The 22,491-nt window shown below is 69.7% G+C and carries 19 protein-coding genes; 14 read left to right on the forward strand and 5 right to left on the reverse strand.

Annotated features, from left to right (window positions below; translation table 11 throughout):
• Window positions 1-35: 35 nt before the first annotated feature.
• From MCHLDSM_RS00085 to MCHLDSM_RS00100, 4 genes are read right to left on the reverse strand one after another with little or no spacing between them, the layout of a single operon-like run.
• A complete protein-coding gene (locus MCHLDSM_RS00085) occupies window positions 36-998 on the reverse strand; it encodes a Gfo/Idh/MocA family protein (protein WP_048468296.1) in 963 nt (320 codons plus the stop codon).
• Window positions 995-1,867 (reverse strand): sugar phosphate isomerase/epimerase family protein, encoded by an 873-nt coding sequence (locus MCHLDSM_RS00090; RefSeq protein ID WP_048468297.1) that lies wholly within the window; start codon window positions 1,865-1,867, stop codon window positions 995-997. Before MCHLDSM_RS00090 ends, MCHLDSM_RS00085 begins: the two co-directional genes overlap by 4 nt.
• Window positions 1,864-2,868: a Gfo/Idh/MocA family protein gene (locus MCHLDSM_RS00095; protein ID WP_048468298.1), complete on the reverse strand. Its 1,005-nt coding sequence runs from the start codon at window positions 2,866-2,868 to the stop codon at window positions 1,864-1,866. The genes MCHLDSM_RS00090 and MCHLDSM_RS00095 overlap by 4 nt, the downstream gene beginning before the upstream one ends.
• Window positions 2,865-4,040, reverse strand: a complete 1,176-nt coding sequence (locus MCHLDSM_RS00100; protein ID WP_048468299.1) for a phytanoyl-CoA dioxygenase family protein — start codon at window positions 4,038-4,040, stop codon at window positions 2,865-2,867. The genes MCHLDSM_RS00095 and MCHLDSM_RS00100 overlap by 4 nt, the downstream gene beginning before the upstream one ends.
• A gap of 88 nt (window positions 4,041-4,128) precedes the next feature.
• Between MCHLDSM_RS00100 and MCHLDSM_RS00105 the strand changes: the two genes are divergently transcribed.
• The 7 genes from MCHLDSM_RS00105 to MCHLDSM_RS00135 all read left to right on the forward strand — a co-directional run bounded on the left by MCHLDSM_RS00105 (window position 4,129) and on the right by MCHLDSM_RS00135 (window position 12,089).
• Window positions 4,129-5,133, forward strand: coding sequence for a LacI family DNA-binding transcriptional regulator (locus tag MCHLDSM_RS00105; RefSeq protein ID WP_048468300.1), 1,005 nt, complete (start codon window positions 4,129-4,131; stop codon window positions 5,131-5,133).
• 115 nt (window positions 5,134-5,248) lie between these two features.
• On the forward strand, window positions 5,249-6,073 hold the full coding sequence (locus MCHLDSM_RS00110; RefSeq protein WP_048468444.1) for a PfkB family carbohydrate kinase: 825 nt from the start codon (window positions 5,249-5,251) through the stop codon (window positions 6,071-6,073).
• 338 nt (window positions 6,074-6,411) lie between these two features.
• A complete protein-coding gene (locus MCHLDSM_RS00115; protein WP_048468445.1) occupies window positions 6,412-8,358 on the forward strand; it encodes a 2-oxoacid:acceptor oxidoreductase subunit alpha in 1,947 nt (648 codons plus the stop codon).
• Window positions 8,355-9,431, forward strand: a complete 1,077-nt coding sequence (locus MCHLDSM_RS00120) for a 2-oxoacid:ferredoxin oxidoreductase subunit beta (RefSeq protein WP_048468301.1) — start codon at window positions 8,355-8,357, stop codon at window positions 9,429-9,431. The genes MCHLDSM_RS00115 and MCHLDSM_RS00120 overlap by 4 nt, the downstream gene beginning before the upstream one ends.
• A 45-nt stretch (window positions 9,432-9,476) precedes the next feature.
• Window positions 9,477-10,079, forward strand: a complete 603-nt coding sequence (gene mobA, locus MCHLDSM_RS00125) for a molybdenum cofactor guanylyltransferase (protein WP_082168606.1) — start codon at window positions 9,477-9,479, stop codon at window positions 10,077-10,079.
• Window positions 10,080-11,044: 965 nt separating this feature from the next.
• On the forward strand, window positions 11,045-11,368 hold the full coding sequence (locus MCHLDSM_RS00130) for a transglycosylase family protein (protein ID WP_048468447.1): 324 nt from the start codon (window positions 11,045-11,047) through the stop codon (window positions 11,366-11,368).
• A 217-nt stretch (window positions 11,369-11,585) separates the two neighbouring features.
• Complete coding sequence (locus MCHLDSM_RS00135) at window positions 11,586-12,089, forward strand: transglycosylase family protein (RefSeq protein ID WP_048468302.1); 504 nt, start codon at window positions 11,586-11,588, stop codon at window positions 12,087-12,089.
• 7 nt (window positions 12,090-12,096) lie between these two features.
• Here the strand turns inward: MCHLDSM_RS00135 and MCHLDSM_RS00140 are convergent, their stop codons facing one another.
• Entirely contained in the window at window positions 12,097-13,248 is a 1,152-nt protein-coding gene (locus MCHLDSM_RS00140; protein WP_048468303.1) for an FAD-dependent oxidoreductase, read from the reverse strand.
• 38 nt (window positions 13,249-13,286) lie between these two features.
• Between MCHLDSM_RS00140 and MCHLDSM_RS00145 the strand changes: the two genes are divergently transcribed.
• The 7 genes from MCHLDSM_RS00145 to ndk all read left to right on the forward strand — a co-directional run bounded on the left by MCHLDSM_RS00145 (window position 13,287) and on the right by ndk (window position 22,231).
• Window positions 13,287-15,272, forward strand: coding sequence for a S9 family peptidase (locus tag MCHLDSM_RS00145; RefSeq protein ID WP_048468304.1), 1,986 nt, complete (start codon window positions 13,287-13,289; stop codon window positions 15,270-15,272).
• A gap of 11 nt (window positions 15,273-15,283) precedes the next feature.
• Complete coding sequence (locus tag MCHLDSM_RS00150) at window positions 15,284-16,540, forward strand: saccharopine dehydrogenase family protein (protein WP_048468305.1); 1,257 nt, start codon at window positions 15,284-15,286, stop codon at window positions 16,538-16,540.
• A gap of 45 nt (window positions 16,541-16,585) precedes the next feature.
• On the forward strand, window positions 16,586-17,179 hold the full coding sequence (locus tag MCHLDSM_RS00155) for a DUF937 domain-containing protein (protein WP_048421417.1): 594 nt from the start codon (window positions 16,586-16,588) through the stop codon (window positions 17,177-17,179).
• A gap of 27 nt (window positions 17,180-17,206) precedes the next feature.
• Entirely contained in the window at window positions 17,207-19,873 is a 2,667-nt protein-coding gene (locus MCHLDSM_RS00160; RefSeq protein ID WP_048468306.1) for a valine--tRNA ligase, read from the forward strand.
• Window positions 19,870-21,288: a bifunctional tetrahydrofolate synthase/dihydrofolate synthase gene (gene folC, locus MCHLDSM_RS00165; protein WP_048468307.1), complete on the forward strand. Its 1,419-nt coding sequence runs from the start codon at window positions 19,870-19,872 to the stop codon at window positions 21,286-21,288. The genes MCHLDSM_RS00160 and folC overlap by 4 nt, the downstream gene beginning before the upstream one ends.
• Window positions 21,285-21,674, forward strand: a complete 390-nt coding sequence (locus tag MCHLDSM_RS00170; RefSeq protein WP_048468308.1) for a DUF4233 domain-containing protein — start codon at window positions 21,285-21,287, stop codon at window positions 21,672-21,674. The genes folC and MCHLDSM_RS00170 overlap by 4 nt, the downstream gene beginning before the upstream one ends.
• Window positions 21,675-21,820: 146 nt before the next feature.
• Window positions 21,821-22,231, forward strand: a complete 411-nt coding sequence (gene ndk / locus MCHLDSM_RS00175; protein WP_048468309.1) for a nucleoside-diphosphate kinase — start codon at window positions 21,821-21,823, stop codon at window positions 22,229-22,231.
• The last annotated feature ends 260 nt before the right edge of the window (window positions 22,232-22,491 follow it).

Genomic DNA, 22,491 nt, shown 5'->3' on the forward strand with positions numbered 1-22,491 from the left:
GGCCCCCGCGCGCCGCGGGGGCCTACCCGCCGGCGTCAGCGTGGCTGCATGCCGGCGGCCACGTAGGTCTCGTCGATCAACGCCATGTTCGCCACTGCGTCCGCGGGATCCAGCGGCAGCGCGGCGCCAAGTTCGACGTGCGCTGCGAAGGCCTCGAGCTGATAGGTGTAGGACGGCCTCTTCCCGACACGCTCCACGGTCGTGGTGTCCCCGATGGTGATGGTCAGGCCGTCGTCGGCGGGCGGGTTGATGAAATTGGGCACGGCAACCTCCCCGTGCGTGCCGATGACGCGCAGCGTGAACGAGTGTTCCTGCTCGACCATCGAGTTCGTCGTCAATCCCGTTGCGCCCGAGGGATAGACGAGTTCGGCGTCCAGGCGCTCGTCGACGCCGGGTGTGCGCTCCACCGCGGTCGCCGACACGACCCGGGGCGACCCGAACCGGCGCATGATGTGCAGGGCGTAGCAGCCCAGGTCCATCAACGCGCCGCCGGCCATGTCCAGCGACCATCGCGGATCGTCGGGGGCCGGCTCGGGCATCCCCATTCGGACCTCGACGCGGCGGAGCTCGCCCAGGGCTCCCTCGCCCGTCAGCTCGAGCACGCGCCGCATCGCGGGATGGAACAGATAGTGGAAGCCCTCCATGACCGTGACGCCCGACGCCTCGGCGGCAGCCGCGACGCGCGCCGCCTCGGCGCGATCGCGGGCGTAGGGCTTTTCGGTGAGCACGGGCTTGCCCGCCTCCACCGCGGCCAGGTTCCACGGAGCGTGCAGCGAGTTCGCCAGCGGGTTGTAGACGACGTCGACCCCCGGGTCGCTGATCACGTCCTGATAGGACGTCAGCACCCGCTCCACGCCGTACTTGTCGGCGAACGCCTTGGCGCGCAACGGGTCCCGGGCAGCCACCGCGACCAGCCGATGCCCGAGCTCCTGGGCAGGGCCGATGATCGCGTTCTCGGCGATCCGCGACGCCCCGAGGACGCCGATCCGCAGGGTCACGCGGACACGCCCGACGCGGCACCCGTCAGGAAGGCCACACTGGCGAGCACATCGGCCAGTGGTCCCTCGCCGTCGGGTTCACCGTCGAGAATGGTGTCCTGCTCCATCACATACCAGCCGTCGAAACCGCTGTCCTCCAACGCCTTCACGATGCCGGCGATGTCGACGTCACCTGCGCCCAGGGGCACGTACATGCCGGCCGCGACGGCCTCGGTGTAGGTGAGCTCACCGGCCTGCACCCTGGCGGCCAGCGCCGCGTCGACGTCCTTGAGGTGCGTGTGCCTGATCCGCTCGGGCACCTCGCGGGCGAGTTGGAGCGGATCGGTGCCGCCGATCAACAGGTGGCCGGTGTCCAGGCACAGCGGGATGCGCGAACCCGTGAGCACCCGGTCCACGTCGGCCCTGTTCTCCACCATCGTCCCGACATGGGGGTGCAACACGGCGACCAGGCCACGCTGGGCGACGACGTCGGCGAGCCGATCGAGATTCGACAGCAGTGTCTGCCACTGCTTCTCGGACAGCGCCGGGCGCGCGTCATACCCGTCGGCGCCGGTGGCGGCGGCCAGCACCACCACGCCGGCACCGGCCGCGACCAACGATTCCAGCGGCCCGGCGAGATCCTCGACGGGGTCGTGGTCCTCGTCGAACAGCACCACCGGCACGAATCCGCCGACACAACTCAACCCATGCCCGTCCAGCGTCGCCACCAACTCGGAGGTGTCCGAGGGCAGGAACCCTTCGGGACCGAGTTCGGTGGCGGTCAGGCCGGCCTGGCGCATCTCGGACAGCACGCGCTCCGGCGCGGGCTGGTGACCCCAGCCGGGTACCTCGCACACGCCCCACGAGATCGGCGCTCCGGCGATCTTCACTGCTGGACCTCCTTGATGCTCACCGGCGCACCCCGGCGCAGGGACTCGGTGGCGGCTTCGGCGATCCAGGCGACCTCGACCGCGTCGGCGACCGTCGCACCCCGAACCGGGCCGCCCTGGACGACCTTGACGAATTCGCCGAGCTCCGTGCGGAATGCCTCGGTGAAGCGGTCCATGAAGAAGTGGTGCGGCTGGCCGTTCGGAAAGTCCGTGGCCGGGTCGGCATTGCGCACCGGCGCTCCCTGGTCCCAGCCCGCGACGACGGTGTCGTCGAAGCCGTGCACCTCGAGCCGGCAGTCGTAACCGCGTCCGTTGTAGCGCGCCGCCGAGACCACGCCGAGCGCCCCGCCGTCGAAGCGCACCACGATCGCGGCGGTGTCGACGTCGCCGTACTCGGTGAACAGCGGGTCGCCCTGGACGCTGCCGGTGGCGTACACCTCGACGACCTCCTGCCCGGTCACCCAGCGGATCACGTCGAAATCGTGCACGGCGCAGTCGCGGAAGATCCCGCCGGACCCCTTGATGTAGTCCATCGGCGGGGGAGCCGGATCCATCGTCGTGCTGCGCACGGTGTGCACCGCACCCAGTGATCCGCTGTCGACGGCCTCCTTGACGGCGGCGAACGCCGCGTCGAAGCGGCGCTGATAGCCGACCTGCACCGGGACGCCGGAACGCGCGATGATCTCGGCGACGCGCGCACTCTCGGCGGCGGTGGACGCGATCGGCTTCTCGCAGAAGGTCGGCAGACCCCGCTCGACGGCGGCCAGCGCCAGCTCGGCGTGGGCCGGTGTGGCCGCCGCGACGACGATGCCGTCAACGCCCGACGAGAGCAGTTGGTCCACCGAATCTGCCGGCGTGGCACCGTATTTCGCGGCGACAGCAGCGACGACGTCGGGCCGCTCGTCGGTGACGACAAGGCCGGACACCTCCGGCAGGTTCGTCAGCGTGTCGGCATGGAACGCGCCGATCCGGCCGAGTCCGATCAGGCCGAGGGTGGTCATGGGTTTCTCCGTTCGTTCCGGTCGCGCAGTGCGACGTCGAGTTCTTCGTCGGTCAGGTTGTCGGCCAGCGCGCCCAGCACGATGTCGACCTCACTGGCCGGGGCCAGGCTGCCGATCGGCTGATCGCTGTCGAGGTTGGTGGGAAACGCATAGCCCTCCGCGGTGGCCACCACGACGTTCTCCAGTTCCTGTGGTGACCGGCCGGCGGCGCGCATCGCCCGCAGGGCGGGATAGACGGCGCGCACCATCGCGGTGCGGTCCATCGCCTCCATGGCCCGTCCGAAGGGCGAACTGATCTGCATCAGGTTCGCGATCCGCTTGATCGCCGACTCTCCTGACGAGATGTTCGATCCCGCACCGTGATAGAGCGCGGGGCTGAAGAACACCGCGTCGCCCTTGCGCAGCGGCAGCTGCACGTGGTGCTGGGCGAAGTAGTCGATGAACTCGGGCCGGTTGAAGGCGATGTAGCCGCCGGCGAAGCGTTGCGAATGCGGCAGCAGCATCGTGGGCCCGCTCTCGACCGGCATGTCGCAGTGCGCGACTGCGCCCTGCAGCGTCAGCGTCGGCGACGTGCGGTGGATATGGGCGGGGTAACCGAGCAGGTGGTCCTCGGGAACGAAGCCGAGGTGGTAGTCGCGGTGCGGCACCTGCGCCGTGCCGCCGGGGTTGACGACGTTGACCTGCGAGGTCACCTGGTAGCGCGGGCCCAGCCAGGCCTGGCACACGAGGCCGAGGGCGTCGTTGGCGTAGTACTCGGCGAACACCTGGGGATCGTGCAGCGCCAGCTTCTGCGCGGCGTTCCAGATGCGGTCGTTGGCGCCGGGCTTGCCGAAGTGGTCCCCGGCAGCCTGGCCCGCGGCCCGCTGCGCCTCGATGATCGCGAAGAACGCCTCACTGGCCCGGTCGGTGATGCCGGCGTCGAACGCCTCGGTGAACACCACGACGCCCGGCCCGTCCGCGAGCGCGCGGATCAACTCGGCCTGCAGGGCGCGCCGGTCAGACACGCGGGCCATGGCCGACGCCGAGTACACGAGCACATTGCTGCGCACCTCGGCGGCATACGGGTAGTCGGCGAGGTCAGTGTCGCGTTCGACCTCGGCGCGGAAGTCCCGCAGGTCGAAGTCGGACTCGCTGAGCCACGGCGCCGACGCTGTGTGCAGTGGTGTTGCCATGGCCGTTAGTCTTGCTGTGATCGGAGTCGCAATCAACGGCAGAAATCCATCAAAAACACCTCAAAGCGACGCGGCGGAAGGGCGGCAGATGGCGCACCGCTACAAGGTTCGCGAGATCGCTCAGCAGAGCGGGCTCAGCGAGGCCACGGTCGACCGGGTGCTCAACAACCGCCCGGGCGTGCGGGAGACCACCGTCGCCGAGGTCAACCAGGCGATCGCCGACCTCGACAAACAGCGCACACAACTGCGGCTCAACGGCCGCCGCTACCTCGTCGACGTGGTGATGCAGACGCCGCAACGGTTCTCCGACGCGTTCCGGGCGGCCGTCGAGGCCGAGCTCCCGGCGTTCGCGCCCGCCATGGTGCGGGCCCGATTCCATCTGTGGGAGTCGGGCTCGGTGCCCGAGATGGTCGATGCGCTGAGCAGGATCCGCGGCAGTCACGGCGTCGTGCTCAAGGCGCAGGACGAACCCGAGGTCGCCGAGGCGGTGGACCGCCTGGTCGCCGGGGGAGTCCCGGTGGTGACCTACGCGACCGACGTCCCGTCGAGCGCACGCTGCGCCTACGTCGGGATCGACAACCACGGAGCCGGCGTGACCGCCGCCTACCTGGTGAACCAGTGGCTCGGCGATGCCCCCTCCGACGTGCTGATCACCTTGAGCCGCGCGGTGTTTCGCGGTGAGGGCGAACGTGAGGTCGGATTCAGGAGCGGTCTGCGCGGGTCGGGCCGGGCGATCGTCGAGGTGAGCGACAGCGACGGCATCGACGCGGCGAACGAACGGCTCGTCCTGGAGGCGCTCGAGCGCAATCCGGGCATCGGGGCGGTCTACTCGCCGGGTGGCGGCAACACCGCCACCGTGGCGGCGTTCGAGCGGCTGGGCCGGAGATGTCACGTTTTCGTCGCCCACGACCTGGACGCCGACAACCGGCGGCTGCTGCGCGACGGCCGCATCTCGGTCGTGCTGCACAACGACCTGCGTGCCGACGCCAGATCGGCGATCCGGTCCCTGTTGCAGTGGCACGGCGCGCTGCCCGCCGAGCCCGTCCGGCCCGCACCCATCCAGGTCGTGACGCCCTACAACCTCCCTGTCTGACGCGCAGGAATCGGAGAAAGCGGGTAATCCCGGATACCATTTCGCCCCACGGTGTCGAGAACGCGCCGATGAAGACCCGGGAGATCGATCGGTGCCGCGAGAACTCGTCAACGGTGTGACCGTGCTGGGCAATTTGGCGATCGACGTCATCAACGGTGCGGACAAGAGCCCGGGCGGCTGCGCGTCGTTCGCCGGGGTGGCGCTGCAGGCCTCCGGTTGTCCCGGCCGGATCGTCGCCCTCGGCGCCGAACAGGACCACGAGCTCTTCGACCCGCTGCTCGACCGGTTCGGTGATCTCGTCCGGGTCCTGCCCGCGGACCGCACGAGCGCGTTCCGTCTCGACTACGACGACGTCGACCACCGCCACATGTCGGTCGACGCGATCGGCCCGGTCTGGGGTGCGGCCGAGATTGCGGCCGCGGACCCCGACACCACCTGGGTGCACCTCGCGCCGCTGCTGCGCACCGATTTCCCGGCCGAGACGCTGGCGCTGCTGTCCGCCCGTGGACACCGCGTCGTCTACGACGGGCAGGGGCTGGTGCGGGCCGATCGCCTGGGACCGCTGCTCGAGGACCGCCACTTCCCGCCCGACCTGCTCACGCACCTCGATGTCCTGAAGCTGGCCGAAGACGAAGCGGTCGTGGTGGCCGACGGCCCCTTCGACGCCGCAGCGGCCGAACGGCTCGGGGTGCCCGAGATCGTCGTGACGTACGGCTCCGAGGGCTGCGACATCTACACCGACGGCGACGTCGATCGCGTTCCCGCGGCGTGGCGCGTGCTCGACGTGCAGACCACGGGCGCCGGGGACATGTTCACCGCGTGCTACGCGGCCCACCGCGCCATGGGCGACGTTCCCCGCCGGGCCGCCGAGCAGGCCAGCGAGCTCGTCGCCAAAGAGCTCGAGAAGCGCCGCCGGGTCAAGTCCGTGTCGCTCGGCTGAGCGGCTCCGCCGGCGCCGGCCGAGGCGAACTCAGTGCTAGCTGTCAGCTACTGACCGGTAACCAGAGTCTTAGAAAATTCCGGCGCCGAAAACGTGACGAAAACCACAAAGATGTCTCATGCCGCGCGCCGGCACGCGCTTGAACTGGGCTGTTCGCGGTTCTTTACTCGGTGGTAGCCCGCGCCTCGCGTGCAGGGCAACCTAAGAGAAGTGCAATAATCGGTACTGCCAGTGACAGGAAAATCGAGTTGGCAGACAACTCGGTCGGAGCGCCGTGACCTCGCAGCCTCGTCTCGCGACGCACCGGAGCCGCTCCACCAGACGTGAAAGGCAGGGTCGTGGGTCAAAACGGCAGTGACGCCGCTACCGGCGCCACCCCTCGGCAGAAGCTCGAAAAGGTCGTCATCCGTTTTGCCGGCGACTCCGGCGACGGCATGCAGCTGACCGGCGACCGGTTCACCTCCGAGGCCGCGCTGTTCGGCAACGACCTTGCGACGCAACCGAATTACCCCGCCGAGATCCGCGCGCCCCAGGGCACCCTGCCGGGCGTCTCGTCGTTCCAGATCCAGATCGCCGACTACGACATCCTCACCGCGGGCGACCGCCCCGACGTGCTCGTCGCGATGAACCCCGCCGCGCTGAAGGCCAACGTCTCCGATCTGCCCCGCGGCGGGCTGATCATCGCCAACTCCGACGAGTTCACCAAGCGCAACCTCGCCAAGGTGGGGTACGACGCCAACCCGCTGGAGTCCGACGAGTTGTCCGACTACGTCGTGCAGGCCGTCGCGATGACCACGCTGACCCTCGGTGCGGTCGAGTCGATCGGGGCCAGCAAGAAGGACGGCCAGCGCGCGAAGAATATGTTCGCCCTCGGCCTGCTGTCGTGGATGTACGGCCGCGAACTGGAGCACAGCGAGGCGTTCATCCGCGAGAAGTTCGCGCGCAAGCCCGATGTCGCCGAGGCCAACGTGCTGGCGCTCAAGGCCGGCTGGAACTACGGCGAGACGACCGAGGCTTTCGGCACCACCTACGAGGTGGCGCCGGCGAAGCTCAAGAGCGGTGAATACCGCCAGATCTCGGGCAACACCGCACTCGCCTACGGCATCGTGACCGCCGGCCAACTGGCCGACCTGCAGGTCGTGCTCGGCACCTACCCGATCACCCCGGCGTCGGACATCCTCCACGAGCTGTCCAAGCACAAGAACTTCAACGTGCTGACCTTCCAGGCCGAGGACGAGATCGCCGGCATCGGCGCCGCGATCGGCGCGTCGTACGGCGGCGCCATCGGCGTCACCAGCACGTCGGGACCGGGCATCTCGCTGAAGTCGGAGGCCATCGGCCTGGCCGTGATGACCGAGCTGCCGCTGATCGTCATCGACGTCCAGCGCGGCGGCCCGTCGACCGGTCTGCCCACCAAGACGGAGCAGGCCGACCTGCTGCAGGCGATGTTCGGTCGCAACGGTGAGTCGCCGGTGGCCGTGTTGGCCCCCCGCTCCCCGTCGGACTGCTTCGACGTCGCGGTGGAGGCGGTGCGGATCGCGATCAATTACCACACGCCGGTGATGATCCTGTCCGACGGCGCGATCGCCAACGGCTCGGAGCCGTGGCGCATCCCCGACATCAGCGACACGTCGGCGTACCCGCCCATCGAGCACACCTTCGCCAAGGAAGGTGAGCCGTTCCAGCCCTACGCCCGTGACCCCGAGACGCTGGCCCGCCAGTTCGCGGTGCCCGGCACCCCGGGGCTCGCGCACCGCATCGGTGGGCTCGAGTCGGCGAACGGCTCCGGCAACATCTCCTACGAGCCCAAGAACCACGATCTGATGGTGCGACTGCGGCAGGAGAAGATCGCGGGCATCGACGTCGCGGACCTTGAGGTCGACGACCCCACCGGTGACGCGGACCTGCTCATGCTGGGCTGGGGCAGCAGCTACGGCCCGATCGGCGAGGCCTGCCGCCGCGCCCGGCGCAAGGGCATCAAGGTCGCCCACGCCCAGCTGCGTCACCTGAACCCGTTCCCGGCCAACCTCGGTGAGGTGCTCGCCCGGTACTCCACCGTCGTCCTGCCGGAGATGAACCTCGGGCAGCTGGCGCTGCTGCTGCGCGGGCGCTACCTCGTCGACGTGCAGTCGGTGACGAAGGTGGAGGGAATGGCGTTCCTGGCCGACGAGGTCGAGGGCATCATCGACGCCGCGCTGGACGGGACGCTCGGCGACAAGGAAAACGAGAAAGCCAAGTTCGCGCGGCTGGCAGCGGCCACGGTCGAGACTGGAGTGAACGCATGACGGACGTGATAGGCAACGACCTCGGGCTGACGCCGCTGACCAAGACCAGCCTGGTGCCGACCACCGACGAGCCCCAGAAGGCCAAGGACTTCACCAGCGATCAGGAAGTGCGCTGGTGCCCGGGGTGCGGCGACTACGTCATCCTCAACACGATCCGCAATTTCCTGCCCGAGCTGGGACTGCGGCGGGAGAACATCGCGTTCGTCAGCGGCATCGGCTGCTCGAGCCGGTTCCCGTACTACCTGGAGACCTACGGTTTCCACTCCATCCACGGTCGCGCCCCGACCATCGCCACCGGACTCGCGCTGGCCCGCGAAGACCTGTCGGTCTGGGTGGTCACCGGTGACGGCGATGCGCTGTCGATCGGCGGCAACCACCTGATCCACGCGCTGCGCCGCAACGTGAACCTGACGATCCTGCTGTTCAACAACCGCATCTACGGCCTCACCAAGGGGCAGTACTCGCCGACCTCCGAGGTCGGCAAGGTCACCAAGTCGACGCCGATGGGCTCACTGGACTACCCCTTCAACCCGGTGTCACTGGCCCTGGGCGCCGAGGCGACGTTCGTCGGGCGTGCGCTCGATTCCGACCGCAAGGGCCTGTCGGAGGTGCTGCGCGGTGCCGCCGAGCACCGCGGCGCCGCACTGGTCGAGATCATGCAGGACTGCCCGATCTTCAACGACGGATCGTTCGACGCGCTGCGCAAGGAAGGCGCCGAGGAGCGACTGATCAACCTGCGCCACTCCGAGCCGATCACGTTCGGCGCGGACGCCGAGTACTGCGTGGTCAAGTCGGGTTACGGGCTGGAGGTCGCGAAGACCGCCGACGTGCCGGCCGACCAGATCGTCGTGCACGATGCGCACCTGCAGGATCCCGCCTACGCGTTCGCGCTCTCGCGGCTCTCGGAGCAGAACCTCGATCACATGGTCATGGGCATCTTCCGCCAGGTCAGCAAGCCGACCTACGACGACGCGGCGCGTCAGCAGCTCATCGCGGCCCGCGAGGCCAGGCCGCACGACACCGCGGCGCTGCAGGCGCTGCTGCGTGGCAAGGACACCTGGTCGGTCGACTGACGTTTCTCCGGCTCGGACGGCGCGCGCTGGACTAACGTCACGGCTGTGACGTCTTCGCTGCCGCTGGCCGCTGTCATCCTCGCCGGAGGCGCGTCCCGGCGCATGGGCCGGGACAAGGCCACCCTGCCGTTCGACGGCCCGGACGGGCCGACCACGCTGGTCGAGCGGGTGGTGTCGATCGTGCGGACCCGCTGCGAGCCGGTGTTCGTCATCGCCGCGCCCGGTCAGGCGCTGCCCGAACTGCGGGCCACGGTGCTGCGCGACGAGGTGCGCGGCGTGGGGCCGCTGTTGGCCACCGGACGCGGATTACGCGCGGCCGCCGACGCCGGTGTCGCCCACGCCTTCGTGTGCGCGGTCGACATGCCCGAACTCACCACCGACGTCATCGACATGCTGGCCGGGCCGGCGGAGCGGCTCGGAACCGACATCGTCTTGCCGTGGGACGGCCGGGACCACTATCTGGCCGGCATCTACCGCACCGGGCTGTCTCCGGTGGTCGACCAGCTGGTCACCGCCGGTGCGCGCAGCATGCGCGCGCTCGTCGACGCGGTCGACACCCAGCGGATCGTCATGGCCGAGCAGGTGGCGCTGACCAACGTCAACACCGAGGCGGATCTGGCGGCGATCGTCCCGCCGCGATTGCACTAGCAAATTCGAAGAAATTTCGCTCGGAATAACTCCGCGAATTCCGCGAATTGCCGGCACTGAATTTCGACACCCTTCGGTGATGGACACGACCGTGAATTGTCACGCCGTCCGGCACGCGGCTTCGGATCTCGCGGGCCGCAGGTCGGCGTGAAAGCGTCTGGACCGCAACGTCTCTGATGTTCATGCACGTGGAAAAGGCGGGTGAATAACACTTTTTCGCTCGCTGTACCAGGTGCTTGCATTCGTCACTCTGACCAATGACGGTGGCGGAACGCCGTCAGTCGGGCTGTCTGTCGGACGCCGCCCGCCCCTTGGATCCGTAACACGATCTCCCGCAAGGTTATTCGGACCACCCGATACAGGCAGTAACAGTCACTGATCTCCATTACTGTTCACCCGCAGCGGATTTCGACTGTCTCCCAGGCGGAATGCTGGCACCCGAACCAGCGAAGACGGTGTGCTGATGGAGTCCCAGACGTCCGATACTGGCTCCGAAAAGGCTTTTCGCCGCATCGATGCCGGCGCCGCCTGGGTTTTGCCCGTGGCCCAGCTCACAAAATGATCGTGATTTGGCTCACGAAATACGGGGGGTCGGTTGCGGCCGTCGATCCCGGGAAACCCCCGAATGACCTGCGCAGACGCGAGCCCATTCGCGTCGTGATCGTTCCGTGATCTACCCGCGATCACGCCGACATCAAGATGACTTTGCGTAACCAGGTTTGTACGGTCCCAAACAGCTTCTTACGGAGCAAATAACTCAAAACCACGAACCAGCGTGTGTGTGGGGCCACGGGAGGCGCATCAGCCTCCGCCGGCCACCGGGTCGATCCCGGTGAGGTCGTCTCCGATCTCCCCAGTCGCACCCGACCGAGACGGTGCGACCCGACAGATCCCGCCTGCTTGCAGGCAGCACTGCCGTGTCTTCGCACGGCGATATCGGCGCGCGCTAGGCGAAAGGAATGAAGTTGAAGAACATCCGCACAACGTTTGGGCTGGCCACCATCGCCGGGGCGCTCACTGTGGCACCGATGATCCTGGGGGCCGGCACCGCGAATGCGGACAGCGTCAACTGGGATGCCGTCGCAGCGTGCGAGTCGGGCGGCAACTGGGCGATCAACACCGGCAACGGCTACTACGGCGGCCTGCAGTTCACGCAGAGCACCTGGACCGCCAACGGTGGAACGGGCTCGCCGCACAACGCCAGCCGCGAGGAGCAGATCCGTGTGGCCGAGAACGTGCTGGACTCGCAGGGCATCGGCGCCTGGCCGGTGTGCGGTCGCCGCGGCTGACCACCCCAAACCTGCTTCCGAGGCGGTACCGGCATGATGCCGGTACCGCCTCGTTGTTCTCAGAGGCCTCTTACACCAGATAAGTAACGACTAAAACTTTCATCGCTTCCGTAACAGGTGATGTGCGTCACCCGACAGACCGGACAGCCGCAGCGTGAGACAGCGTCACCGTCACATGCGGGCCTTGGGTCACAACGGTCGGGGAAGGACCGCAGAGATGAACGTTCAGAAGATGATCAGCAAGGGCCTGATGGCCGCCGGGATCGCCGGAGCGCTCGCCGTCGTGCCGATGGCGATGGACGGCTCCACCGCGACCGCCCACGCCGACTCGGTGAACTGGGACGCCATCGCCCAGTGCGAATCGGGCGGCAACTGGTCCATCAACACCGGTAACGGCGCCTACGGCGGTCTGCAGTTCAAGCAGGCCACCTGGTCGGCCAACGGCGGCACCGGCAGCCCGGCGACCGCGTCGCGCGCCGAGCAGATCCGCGTCGCCGAGAACGTCCTGCAGACCCAGGGGCTCAAGGCCTGGCCCAAGTGCGGTGCCGCGGGCATGAGCGCCGCGCAGGTGTGGGGCAGCCCGACGCCGGCCGCGAACGTTCCGGGCGTCGTTCCGGCCACCGCCAAGGGATGCGCGAACCTGCCGACGTCGGCGTTCGGCGGCTTCGTCGACCTGCGCAAGATGTGCACCGCGATCTTCACCCCCCGCGCCGCGCGCTGAGCCCGCCTCAGCCGTCCGGCAGCACGAACGCCGACCTCGCCGCGATCGACGCGAGGTGACGGGTCACCACCCGTTCCGGGATCAGCGCGCTGGCCCGGCTGGCCGCACCGCTGAGCGCGGCCGGGCGCAGATTGACGATCCGGCCGATCGTCGCCGACTCCAGCACCAGGGTGCGCACCCGCCGTCGGCGAAAGGCGGCGAAGCGGGTGAAGGCAGTCGCGGCATCAGGTGCCAGCGCGACGCACCGCGCCAGGATCGCGGCGTCCTCGATCCCCTGACAGCCGCCCTGCCCCAGATGCGGGCGCATCGGATGGGCGGCATCGCCCACGATCACCGCCGGCCCGCGCGACCAGTGCTCGGGCTGGGCCCGGTCGTAGAGATCATTGCGGATCAGGTTCTCCGGTGCCGTCGCGGCGATCAGCTTCGGAATCGGGTCCGCCCAGTCCGCGAGCTTTGCGGTGAGGTAGCGGTGCTCTCCACCGGGTGAGCGGCCGCCCTCCGGCGCCCGCTCGGTCGCGAACCAGTAGGTGTGGTCGGGTCCCAGCGGCACGTGGCCCACCTCCACCCCGGCACCGAACGTCTCGCCGGCCAACTCGGGATCGAGCCGGTGCTCGGCCACCCCCCGCCACGCCGTGTAGCCGACGTAGCGGCTCCGCAGCGGCCCGTTGAGGACGGACGCGATGAGGGAGTTGACGCCGTCGGCCCCGATCACCGCGTCGGCCTCACGCACCTCCCCGCCGGAGAGGGCGACCCGCACCGACGACGGACCGACGGTCACCGCCGCCGCCGTCGACCCGGTCTGCACGGCCCCCGGCGGGAGCGCGCCGCGCAGGATGTCGGTCAACACCGAGCGGCGCACCACCACCAGCGGTTCGCCCAACGCCGTCACGATGCGCTGCGGCGACGGCCGCCGCAGCCACCTGCCGTCGCGCCAGCGGATCGCGCCTGCGGTCACCCCGCCGCCCGCCTCCCGCACCGCGTCGCCCAGGCCGATCTCGTCCAGAGCGGCCAGCGCGTTCGGCCAGATGCTGATCCCCATGCCCGAGCTCAGGTCGGTGCGCTGCTCCAGAACGGTCACCTCGTGGCCGCCAGCGCGTAGCGCCACGGCGGCCGCCAGACCCGCGATGCCGGCGCCGACGACGATGATCTGCGCTGGCATGGGCTGACCATAACGGTTGGCTGTGTTACGAAGTGGGCATGGCCCCCGACCCGTCACCCGACACGCCCTTCGCCGATCTCGACAGCTTCCTGGCGCTGCCGCGGGGGTCGGGGCTGGCCGTCGCGCCCGACGGGTCGCGGGTGGTCACCACCGTGAGCGAACTCGACGACAAGCGCGCCGAATTCGTCAGCGCGATCTGGGAACTCGACCCTGCCGGCGAGGCGCCGGCACGCCGGATCACCTACGGCGCCAAGGGGGAATCGTCACCGGCGTTCACCGCGGACGGCGATCTGCTGTTCCGCGCGGCCCGGCCCGGCACTGACGACGACCCGCCGCCGTCGCTGTGGCTGCTGCCCGGCGCCGGGGGAGAAGCCGTCGAGGTCGCCGCGTTCCCCGGCGGCGTCGTCGGGGTCGTGCCGGCGCGGGCCGGCGCGCTTACCGTGGTCGCGTCGTCACTGCTGCCGTCGGCCGCCGGGATGGACGAGGACCGGCGGCTGCGGGAGATCCGCAAGCAGGGGAAGATCTCCGCCGTGCTGCACACGGGATACCCGGTGCGTCACTGGGACCACGACCTCGGTCCCGCCCAGCCGCACCTGTTCACCGTCGACGGGCCCCGCGATCTCACCCCGGATCCCGGTGGGGCGCTGCGCGACGCCCACCTCGACGTCAGCGCCGACGGAACGTTCGTGGTGACGACGTGGCAGGTGCCGGCGCCGGGGGCCGCCGTGCGCTCCACCCTGGTCCGGGTCGACGTCGCGACAGGACAGCGCACGACGATCGTCGACGATCCCGGCGCCGATCTCGGCTCCCCGGCGATCTCGCCGGACGGCGCAGCGGTGGCCTTCACCCGTGAGACGTTCTCCACCCCGACGCATGCCCCGCGAATCACCCTGTGGCTGGCGCGGTTCGGCGAATCACCGATCGAACTGACCGATGACTGGGACCGCTGGCCTACCTCGGTGACGTGGACGCCCGATGGCGCGTCGCTGATCGTGACGGCCGACCAGGCCGGTCGCGGTCCGATCTTCCTCGTCGACCCGGCGTCGTCTCACGTGCGCACCCTCGTCGACGACGACTTCACCTACTCCGACGCGCATCCCGGTGCCGACGGAACCCTGTTCGCGCTGCGTAGCTCCTACCGCACTCCGGCGCACCCGGTGCGGATCGACGCCGACGGCGCGGTGACGGTGCTGCCCTGCGTGCCGCTGCCCGAGCTGCCCGGAACGCTGACCGAACTGACCGCCGTCGCCGACGACGGGGTGCCGGTGCGATCCTGGCTGGCGCTGCCCCACGGGGACGACCGCGCGCCCCTGCTGCTGTGGATCCACGGTGGCCCGCTGGCGAGCTGGAACGCCTGGCACTGGCGCTGGAATCCGTGGCTGATGGTCGCGCACGGGTACGCGGTGCTGTTGCCCGACCCGGCGCTGTCCACCGGCTACGGTCAGGAGTTCATCCAACGTGGCTGGGGCGCCTGGGGATTCGCGCCGTACACCGATCTGATGGCGGCGACCGACGCGGCGTGTGCACACCCGCGGATCGACGAGACCCGCACCGCGGCGATGGGCGGCTCGTTCGGCGGCTACATGGCCAACTGGATTGCCGGGCACACCGACCGCTTCGCCGCGATCGTCACCCACGCCAGTCTGTGGGCGCTCGACCAGTTCGGATCCACCACCGACGGCGGCTACTGGTGGGCCAGGGAGATGACACCGGAGATGACGGCCGCGAACTCGCCGCACCGCTTCGTCGCCGAGATCGCCACCCCGATGCTGGTGATCCACGGCGACAAGGACTATCGCGTGCCGATCGGCGAGGCGCTGCGGCTGTGGTACGAACTGCTCAGCGCCTCGGCGCTGCCCGCCGCCGCAGACGGCAGCACCGAGCACCGTTTCCTCTACTTCCCGACGGAGAACCACTGGGTGCTCAGCCCGTCGCACGCCAAGATCTGGTACCAGGTGGTGACCGCATTCCTGGCCCGTCATGTGCTCGGCCAGGACACGGACCTGCCGGAGACGCTCGGGTAGCGTCGGATTTCATGAGCGCATCGGATCGCGAGTACGACATCGTCCTGTACGGCGCTACCGGGTTCGTCGGCGCGCTGACCGCCCGGTACCTCGCCACCGCGGCCGGGGACGCGCGCATCGCCCTGGCCGGCCGGTCGGCGGAGCGCCTGCTCGCGGTGCGGGAGACGCTTCCGCCCGCCGCGCAGTCGTGGGCGCTGATCACCGCGGACGCGTCCGAGCCCTCGTCGCTGGCGGCCATGGCGGCCAGCACCCGCGTCGTCATCACCACCGTCGGGCCGTACCTGCGGTACGGGCTTCCGCTGGTCGCGGCCTGCGCCGCCGCCGGCACCGACTACGCCGACCTGACCGGTGAGCCGCTGTTTGTCCGCAAGGCGATCGACCTGCACCACAAGCAGGCCGTCGACACCGGGGCCCGCATCGTGCACGCCTGCGGATTCGACTCCATCCCGTCGGACATGACGGTGTTCGCGCTGTACCGGCAGGCCGAACGGGACGGCGCCGGCGCGCTGGGCGACACCAACTACGTCGTGCGGAGCTTCGCCGGCGGGATGTCGGGCGGCACCATCGCCTCGATGACCGAGCTGGCGAGGGAGGCGGCCACCGATCCCGAGGCGCGCCGGCTGCTCAACGATCCCTACACGCTGTCCCCGGACCGGGGCGCCGAGCCCGAACTCGGCGGCCAGTCCGACGCCCGGTGGCGCCGCGGGCGCGAGATCGCCCCGGAACTCGACGGCTACTGGGTGGGCGCGTTCGCGATGGCGATCCCGAACTCGCGCATCGTCCGGCGCAGCAACGCGCTGCTGGACTACGCCTACGGCCGGCGGTTCTGCTACGCCGAGCAGATGAGCCTGGGCAAGTCGGTGCTCGCGCCGGTGGCCGCGGCGATGGCCACCGGCGGCAACGTGGCGGCCGTCGAGCTCGGCGGCCGGTTCCTCAACCGGGTGCCCCGCGGGGCCCTCGAGCGGATCCTGCCCAAGCCGGGCACCGGTCCGAGCGAGCAGACCCGCGAAAACGGCCACTACACCGTGGAGACCTACACCACGACGACGACCGGGGCGCGCTATGTCGCCCGGATGTCGCAGAAGGGCGACCCCGGCTACAAGGCCACCTCGGTCCTGCTGGGGGAGAGCGGCCTGGCTCTGGCCCTCGACCGCGACGCGCTGCCCGACCTGCACGGCGTGCTGACACCCGCGGCCGCGATGGGCGATGCGCTGCTGGCCCGCTTCCCGGCCGCCGGGGTCTCGCTGGACGTCACCAAACTGGCCTGACCGAACGCGGGTCGAACCGCCCGGGCCGGGTCTACTGTGACGCTCATGAGCAGCCTCGATGACCTGTACAGCCAGATCCCGGTCCAGCAGATCGCCGGCAGACTGGGTGTCGACGAGAGCGAGGTCGACAGCGCCGTCAAGACGCTGGTTCCGGTCCTCGTCGGCGGCCTGCGGCACAACGCCGAAGATCCCGGCGCCGCCGACAGCATCGCCTCGGCGGCCAGTTCGCATGCCAGCAGCGGCCTGCTCGACGGGGGAGTCAGCGTCGATCAGGTCGACGAAGCCGACGGGTCCCGCGCGGTCGCGAAGATCTTCGGCGGCAACGACACCGGACAGGTGGCCTCCGCGCTGTCCGGCGGCGGAGCAGGCAACAGCGACCTGATCCAGAAACTGCTGCCGATCCTGGCGCCGATCGTGCTCGCCTACATCGGCAAGAGGCTCACCGGTGGTCAGGCCCAGCAGGTCCCCGGGCAGACCGGCAGCGGCGGCATCGGCGACGTCCTGGGCAGCATCCTCGGTGGGGGCACCGCACCCGGCGGCAACAACCCGCTCGGCAGCATCCTGGGCTCCGTGTTGGGCGGCGACAAGGCCGGCGGGCTGGGTGACATCCTCGGCGGGCTTCTGGGCGGGAAGAAGTAGCTCGCAGCGTCTTCCTAGAATGGCTCGGTGACCTCCCAGCCGCTCGCCCCCACCGGACCCTCCGGGCTCGACGCCCTGCCCAAGTCGTGGGACCCCGGGGCGGTCGAGAGTGATCTCTACGTAGGCTGGGTGAAGGCCGGCTATTTCACCGCCGACCCGGCCAGCGGGAAGCCCCCCTACTCGATCGTGCTGCCCCCGCCGAACGTCACCGGCAGCCTGCACATGGGTCACGCGCTGGACCACACGCTGATGGACGCGCTGACCCGCCGCAAGCGGATGCAGGGCTACGAGGTGCTGTGGCTGCCCGGCATGGACCACGCGGGCATCGCCACCCAGACGGTGGTGGAGAAGCAGCTCGCCGTCGACGGCAAGACCAAAGAGGACTTCGGTCGCGAGCTGTTCGTCGAGAAGGTGTGGGACTGGAAGCGCGAATCCGGCGGCACCATCGGCGGCCAGATGCGCCGCCTCGGTGACGGCGTCGACTGGAGCCGCGACCGGTTCACCATGGACGAGGGGCTCTCGCGTGCGGTGCGCACCATCTTCAAGCGGCTGTTCGATGCCGGGCTGATCTATCAGGCCGAGCGATTGGTGAACTGGTCCCCGGTGCTCGAGACGGCGATCTCCGACCTGGAGGTCAAGTACGAAGACATCGAAGGCGAACTGGTCTCGTTCCGGTACGGGTCGATGTCCGACGACGAGCCGCACCTGGTGGTGGCCACCACGCGTCTGGAGACGATGCTGGGCGACACCGCGATCGCCGTGCACCCCGACGACGACCGCTACCGCGACCTCGTCGGTACGACACTGCCCCACCCGTTCCTGGACCGTCAGATCATCGTGGTCGCCGACCACCACGTCGACCCCGAATTCGGCACGGGCGCAGTCAAAGTCACCCCGGCACACGACCCGAACGACTTCGAGATCGGCCTGCGGCACCAGCTGCCGATGCCGTCGATGCTCGACACCAAGGGCCGGATCGCCGACACGGGAACGCGGTTCGACGGCATGGACCGTTTCGAGGCCCGCGTCGCGGTGCGCGAGGCGCTGGCCGAGCAGGGCCGCATCGTCGCCGAGAAGCGTCCCTATCTGCACAGCGTCGGCCACTCCGAGCGCAGCGGCGAACCGATCGAGCCGCGGCTGAGCCTGCAGTGGTGGGTGAAGGTCGAGTCGCTGGCCAAGGCCGCCGGTGACGCGGTCCGCAACGGCGACACCGTCATCCATCCGGCCAGCCTGGAGCCGCGGTGGTTCGCCTGGGTCGACAACATGCACGACTGGTGCATCTCCCGGCAGCTGTGGTGGGGCCACCGCATCCCGATCTGGCACGGCCCCGACGGTCAGACCGTGTGCGTCGGGCCCGACGAGACGCCGCCGGAGGGCTGGGAACAGGACAGCGACGTCCTCGACACGTGGTTCAGCTCGGCGCTGTGGCCGTTCTCCACGATGGGCTGGCCCGACCACACCCCCGAGCTGGAGAAGTTCTATCCGACCACCGTGCTGGTGACCGGCTACGACATCCTGTTCTTCTGGGTGGCCCGGATGATGATGTTCGGCACCTTCGTCGCCGACGATGCCGCGATCACCGGCAACGGAGCCCGTGGGCCGCAGGTCCCGTTCCGGAATGTGTTCCTGCACGGCCTGATCCGCGACGAGTTCGGCCGCAAGATGAGCAAGTCGCGGGGCAACGGCATCGATCCGCTGGACTGGGTGGAGACGTTCGGCGCCGACGCGCTGCGCTTCACCCTCGCCCGGGGCGCCAGCCCGGGCGGCGACCTGGCGATCGGCGAGGACCACGCCCGCGCCTCGCGCAACTTCGCCACCAAACTGTTCAACGCCACCCGGTTCGCATTGCTCAACGGCGCCAGCCCGGCGCCGCTGCCGCCGCCGCAGGCGCTGACCGACGCCGACAGGTGGATCCTCGGCCGCCTCGAAGAGGTTCGCGCCGAAGTGGATTCGGCACTGGACGGCTACGAGTTCAACCGGGCCTGCGAGGCGCTCTACCACTTCGCCTGGGACGAGTTCTGTGACTGGTACGTCGAACTCGCCAAAGTGCAACTCGGCGAGGGTGTTTCCCACACAACCGCGGTGCTCGCCGCGGTGCTCGACACGCTGCTCAAGCTGCTGCACCCGGTGATGCCGTTCGTCACCGAGGTGCTCTGGAAGACGCTCACCGGTGGGGAGTCGCTGGTGATCGCCGAATGGCCCACCGCCAGTGGGATTCCCGTCGACGCCGCCGCGGCGCAGCGGATCGCCGACATGCAGAAGCTGATCACCGAGGTGCGCCGGTTCCGCAGCGACCAGGGGCTGGCCGACCGGCAGAAGGTGCCGGCGCGGCTGTCGGGCATCGACGCCGCGAACCTGGACGCCCACGTGCCCGCGGTGACCGCGCTGGCCTGGCTCACCCCGCCGGCCGAGGGCTTCGCGGCCTCGGCGTCGGTGGAGGTCCGGCTCTCCGGCGGCACCGTGCTGGTGGAGGTCGACACGTCGGGCACCGTCGACGTCGAGGCCGAGCGGCGCCGGCTGGAGAAGGATCTGGCCGCCGCGCAGAAGGAGTTGTCGGGCACCTCGGCCAAGCTGGGCAACGACGCCTTCCTGGCCAAGGCCCCCGCCGAGGTCGTCGACAAGATCCGGGCGCGGCGCGATCTCGCCGCAGAGGAAGTGGAGCGGATCACGGCACGGCTGGCTGCCCTGACGTGAGTTCCCCCGAACCGGCACCCGACGAGATCGCAGCGCTTCTGCAGGTCGAGCACCTGCTCGACCAGCGCTGGCCGGAGACCAAGATCGAGCCCAGCACGGCCCGCATCGCGGCGCTGCTGGAACTGCTGGGCTCCCCGCAGCGGGGCTACCCGTCGATCCACATCGCCGGCACCAACGGCAAGACCTCGGTGGCGCGCATGGTCGATGCGCTGCTGACCGCGCTGCACCGCCGCACCGGCCGCACCACCAGCCCGCACCTGCAGTCCGCGGTCGAACGCATCTCGATCGACGGCAGACCGATCAGCCCGGCCACCTATGTGGACACCTACCGGGAGGTCGAGCCCTTCGTCGAGCTCGTCGACCGGAAGTCGGAGGCCGCCGGAGGCCCGCGCTGCAGCAAGTTCGAGGTGGTGACCGCGATGGCGTTCGCCGCGTTCGCCGACGCACCGATCGACGTCGCCGTCGTCGAGGTCGGCCTCGGCGGACGGTGGGACGCCACGAACGTGGTCAACGCACCCGTCGCCGTGATCACCCCGATCGGCATGGACCACACCGACTACCTCGGCGACACGATCGCCGAGATCGCCGGCGAGAAGGCCGGGATCATCACCCGGCAGGCCGACGACCTGGTGCCCACCGACACCGTCGCGGTGATCGCCCGCCAGGCTCCCGAGGCCATGGAGGTGCTGCTCGCGGCCGCGGTGCGCGCCGACGCCGCGGTCGCCCGCGAGGACGCCGAGTTCACGGTGCTGGGCCGCCAGGTCGCGATCGGCGGGCAGATGCTCGAGCTGCAGGGCCTCGGCGGGGTGTATTCCGACATCTTCCTTCCGCTGCACGGCGAGCACCAGGCCCACAACGCCGTGCTGGCGCTGGCCGCCGTCGAGGCGTTCTTCGGCGCCGGGGCGCAGCGCCAACTCGACGTCGACGCCGTGCGGGCCGGCTTCGCGGCGGTGACCTCGCCCGGCCGGCTGGAGCGGATGCGCAACGCGCCGACGGTGTTCATCGACGCCGCGCACAACCCGGCCGGCGCTGCGGCGCTGGCGTCGGCGTTGACCGACGAGTTCGACTTCCGGTTCCTGGTCGGCGTCGTCTCGGTGATGGCGGACAAGGACACCGACGGCATCCTGGCCGCGCTGGAGCCGGTGTTCGATCAGATCGTGGTGACCACCAACGGTTCCCCTCGGGCGCTGGAGGTCGAGGCGCTGACGGTCAAGGCCGAGGAGATCTTCGGTCCCGAGCGCGTCGTCGCCGCGGCCACGCTGCCCGACGCGATCGAGACGGCCACCGCGCTGGTGGAGGAGTCGGGCGGTGACGTCGACGGCGCCGGCGGCATGAGCGGTGCCGGCATCGTCATCACCGGTTCGGTCGTCACCGCCGGGGTCGCGCGCACCCTGTTCGGCAAGGACCCGGCATGAGCACGCCTGCCGCACCGCCCGATCCGTGGAAGAGCTTCCGCGGCGTCATGGCCGGCACGCTGATCCTCGAAGCCATCGTCGTGCTGCTCGCGCTCCCGGTCATCGGCGCGGTCGGCGGAGGCCTGACGGCGGCGTCCACGGCGTATGTGGTCGGGGTGGCGGTGGTGCTGATCCTGATGGCGGGCGTGCAGCGCCGACCCTGGGCGATCTGGGCGAACGTGGGCGTGCAGCTGCTGCTGGTCGCCGGCTGGCTCATCTACCCGGGAGTCGGGTTCATCGGTCTGCTGTTCCTCGTCGTGTGGCTGCTGATCGCGTACCTGCGTGCCGAGGTGCTCCGCCGGCAGAAGCGCGGCCTTCTCCCGGGTCAGCAGCCCGATCCCGAGTAGTCGCCCGACTGTGCCAAGAGGTCGGGCTCCTCAACGCGGCTCGTCCCTCGCCGCTTGATCGTCGCCCGACTGTGCCAAGAGGTCGGGCTCCTCAACGCGGCTCGTCCCTCGCCGCTTGATCGTCGCCCGACTGTAGGCTGTCGGCCGTGTCTGAGCGAACCCTCGTCCTCATCAAGCCCGACGGCGTGCAGCGCCGCCTCGTCGGGGAGATCATCAGCCGGATCGAAGCCAAGGGGCTGACCGTCGCCGCGCTGGAACTGAAGAACGTCGACGACGAGCTGGCGCGCGCCCACTACGCCGAGCACGACGGCAAACCGTTCTTCGGGTCACTGCTGGAATTCATCACCTCCGGGCCCGTGGTCGCGGCCATCCTCGAGGGCCCGCGGGCGGTGGCGGCGTTCCGTCAGCTGGCCGGTGGCACCGATCCCGTGGAGAAGGCCGTCCCCGGCACGATCCGCGGTGACCTCGGCCTGGAGACGCAGTACAACCTGGTCCACGGATCCGACTCGGCCGAGTCGGCAGCCCGCGAGATCGAGCTCTGGTTCCCCGGCCGCTGAGCGGCGCGCCGACCCGCTGACGCCGCGTTTCGGGTCCACCCGCAGTGATGTGGGATACTGGGGCCGGGTGACCGGCCTGACAACCCGGGTTGGTCATCCGGATGAAGACTTCGACGACTGCGACCATCGTTACCCACGGTGTGGCGCCGACCGTCCAGCCATCATTCAGACCGGCACCGAGACCGATCCTCCGGGATCACTCGGAGCGAGACCAACAACAGTTCGGGAGTGACTGGCCCGGGCGCAATAGTCAAAAGCCC

Source organism: Mycolicibacterium chlorophenolicum, from assembly GCF_001044235.1.
Lineage (GTDB): Bacteria > Actinomycetota > Actinomycetes > Mycobacteriales > Mycobacteriaceae > Mycobacterium > Mycobacterium chlorophenolicum.

Bases quoted from the DNA above. Each gene is read 5' to 3' on its own strand.
- MCHLDSM_RS00140 (WP_048468303.1), bottom strand. From the start codon at position 13,248: ATGCCAGCGCAGATCATCGTCGTCGGCGCCGGCATCGCGGGTCTGGCG.
- MCHLDSM_RS00150 (WP_048468305.1), top strand. From the start codon at position 15,284: ATGAGCGCATCGGATCGCGAGTACGACATCGTCCTGTACGGCGCTACC.
- MCHLDSM_RS00145 (WP_048468304.1), top strand. From the start codon at position 13,287: ATGGCCCCCGACCCGTCACCCGACACGCCCTTCGCCGATCTCGACAGC.
- MCHLDSM_RS00105 (WP_048468300.1), top strand. From the start codon at position 4,129: ATGGCGCACCGCTACAAGGTTCGCGAGATCGCTCAGCAGAGCGGGCTC.
- MCHLDSM_RS00155 (WP_048421417.1), top strand. From the start codon at position 16,586: ATGAGCAGCCTCGATGACCTGTACAGCCAGATCCCGGTCCAGCAGATC.
- MCHLDSM_RS00120 (WP_048468301.1), top strand. From the start codon at position 8,355: ATGACGGACGTGATAGGCAACGACCTCGGGCTGACGCCGCTGACCAAG.
- MCHLDSM_RS00095 (WP_048468298.1), bottom strand. From the start codon at position 2,868: ATGACCACCCTCGGCCTGATCGGACTCGGCCGGATCGGCGCGTTCCAT.
- MCHLDSM_RS00100 (WP_048468299.1), bottom strand. From the start codon at position 4,040: ATGGCAACACCACTGCACACAGCGTCGGCGCCGTGGCTCAGCGAGTCC.
- MCHLDSM_RS00135 (WP_048468302.1), top strand. From the start codon at position 11,586: ATGAACGTTCAGAAGATGATCAGCAAGGGCCTGATGGCCGCCGGGATC.
- MCHLDSM_RS00170 (WP_048468308.1), top strand. From the start codon at position 21,285: ATGAGCACGCCTGCCGCACCGCCCGATCCGTGGAAGAGCTTCCGCGGC.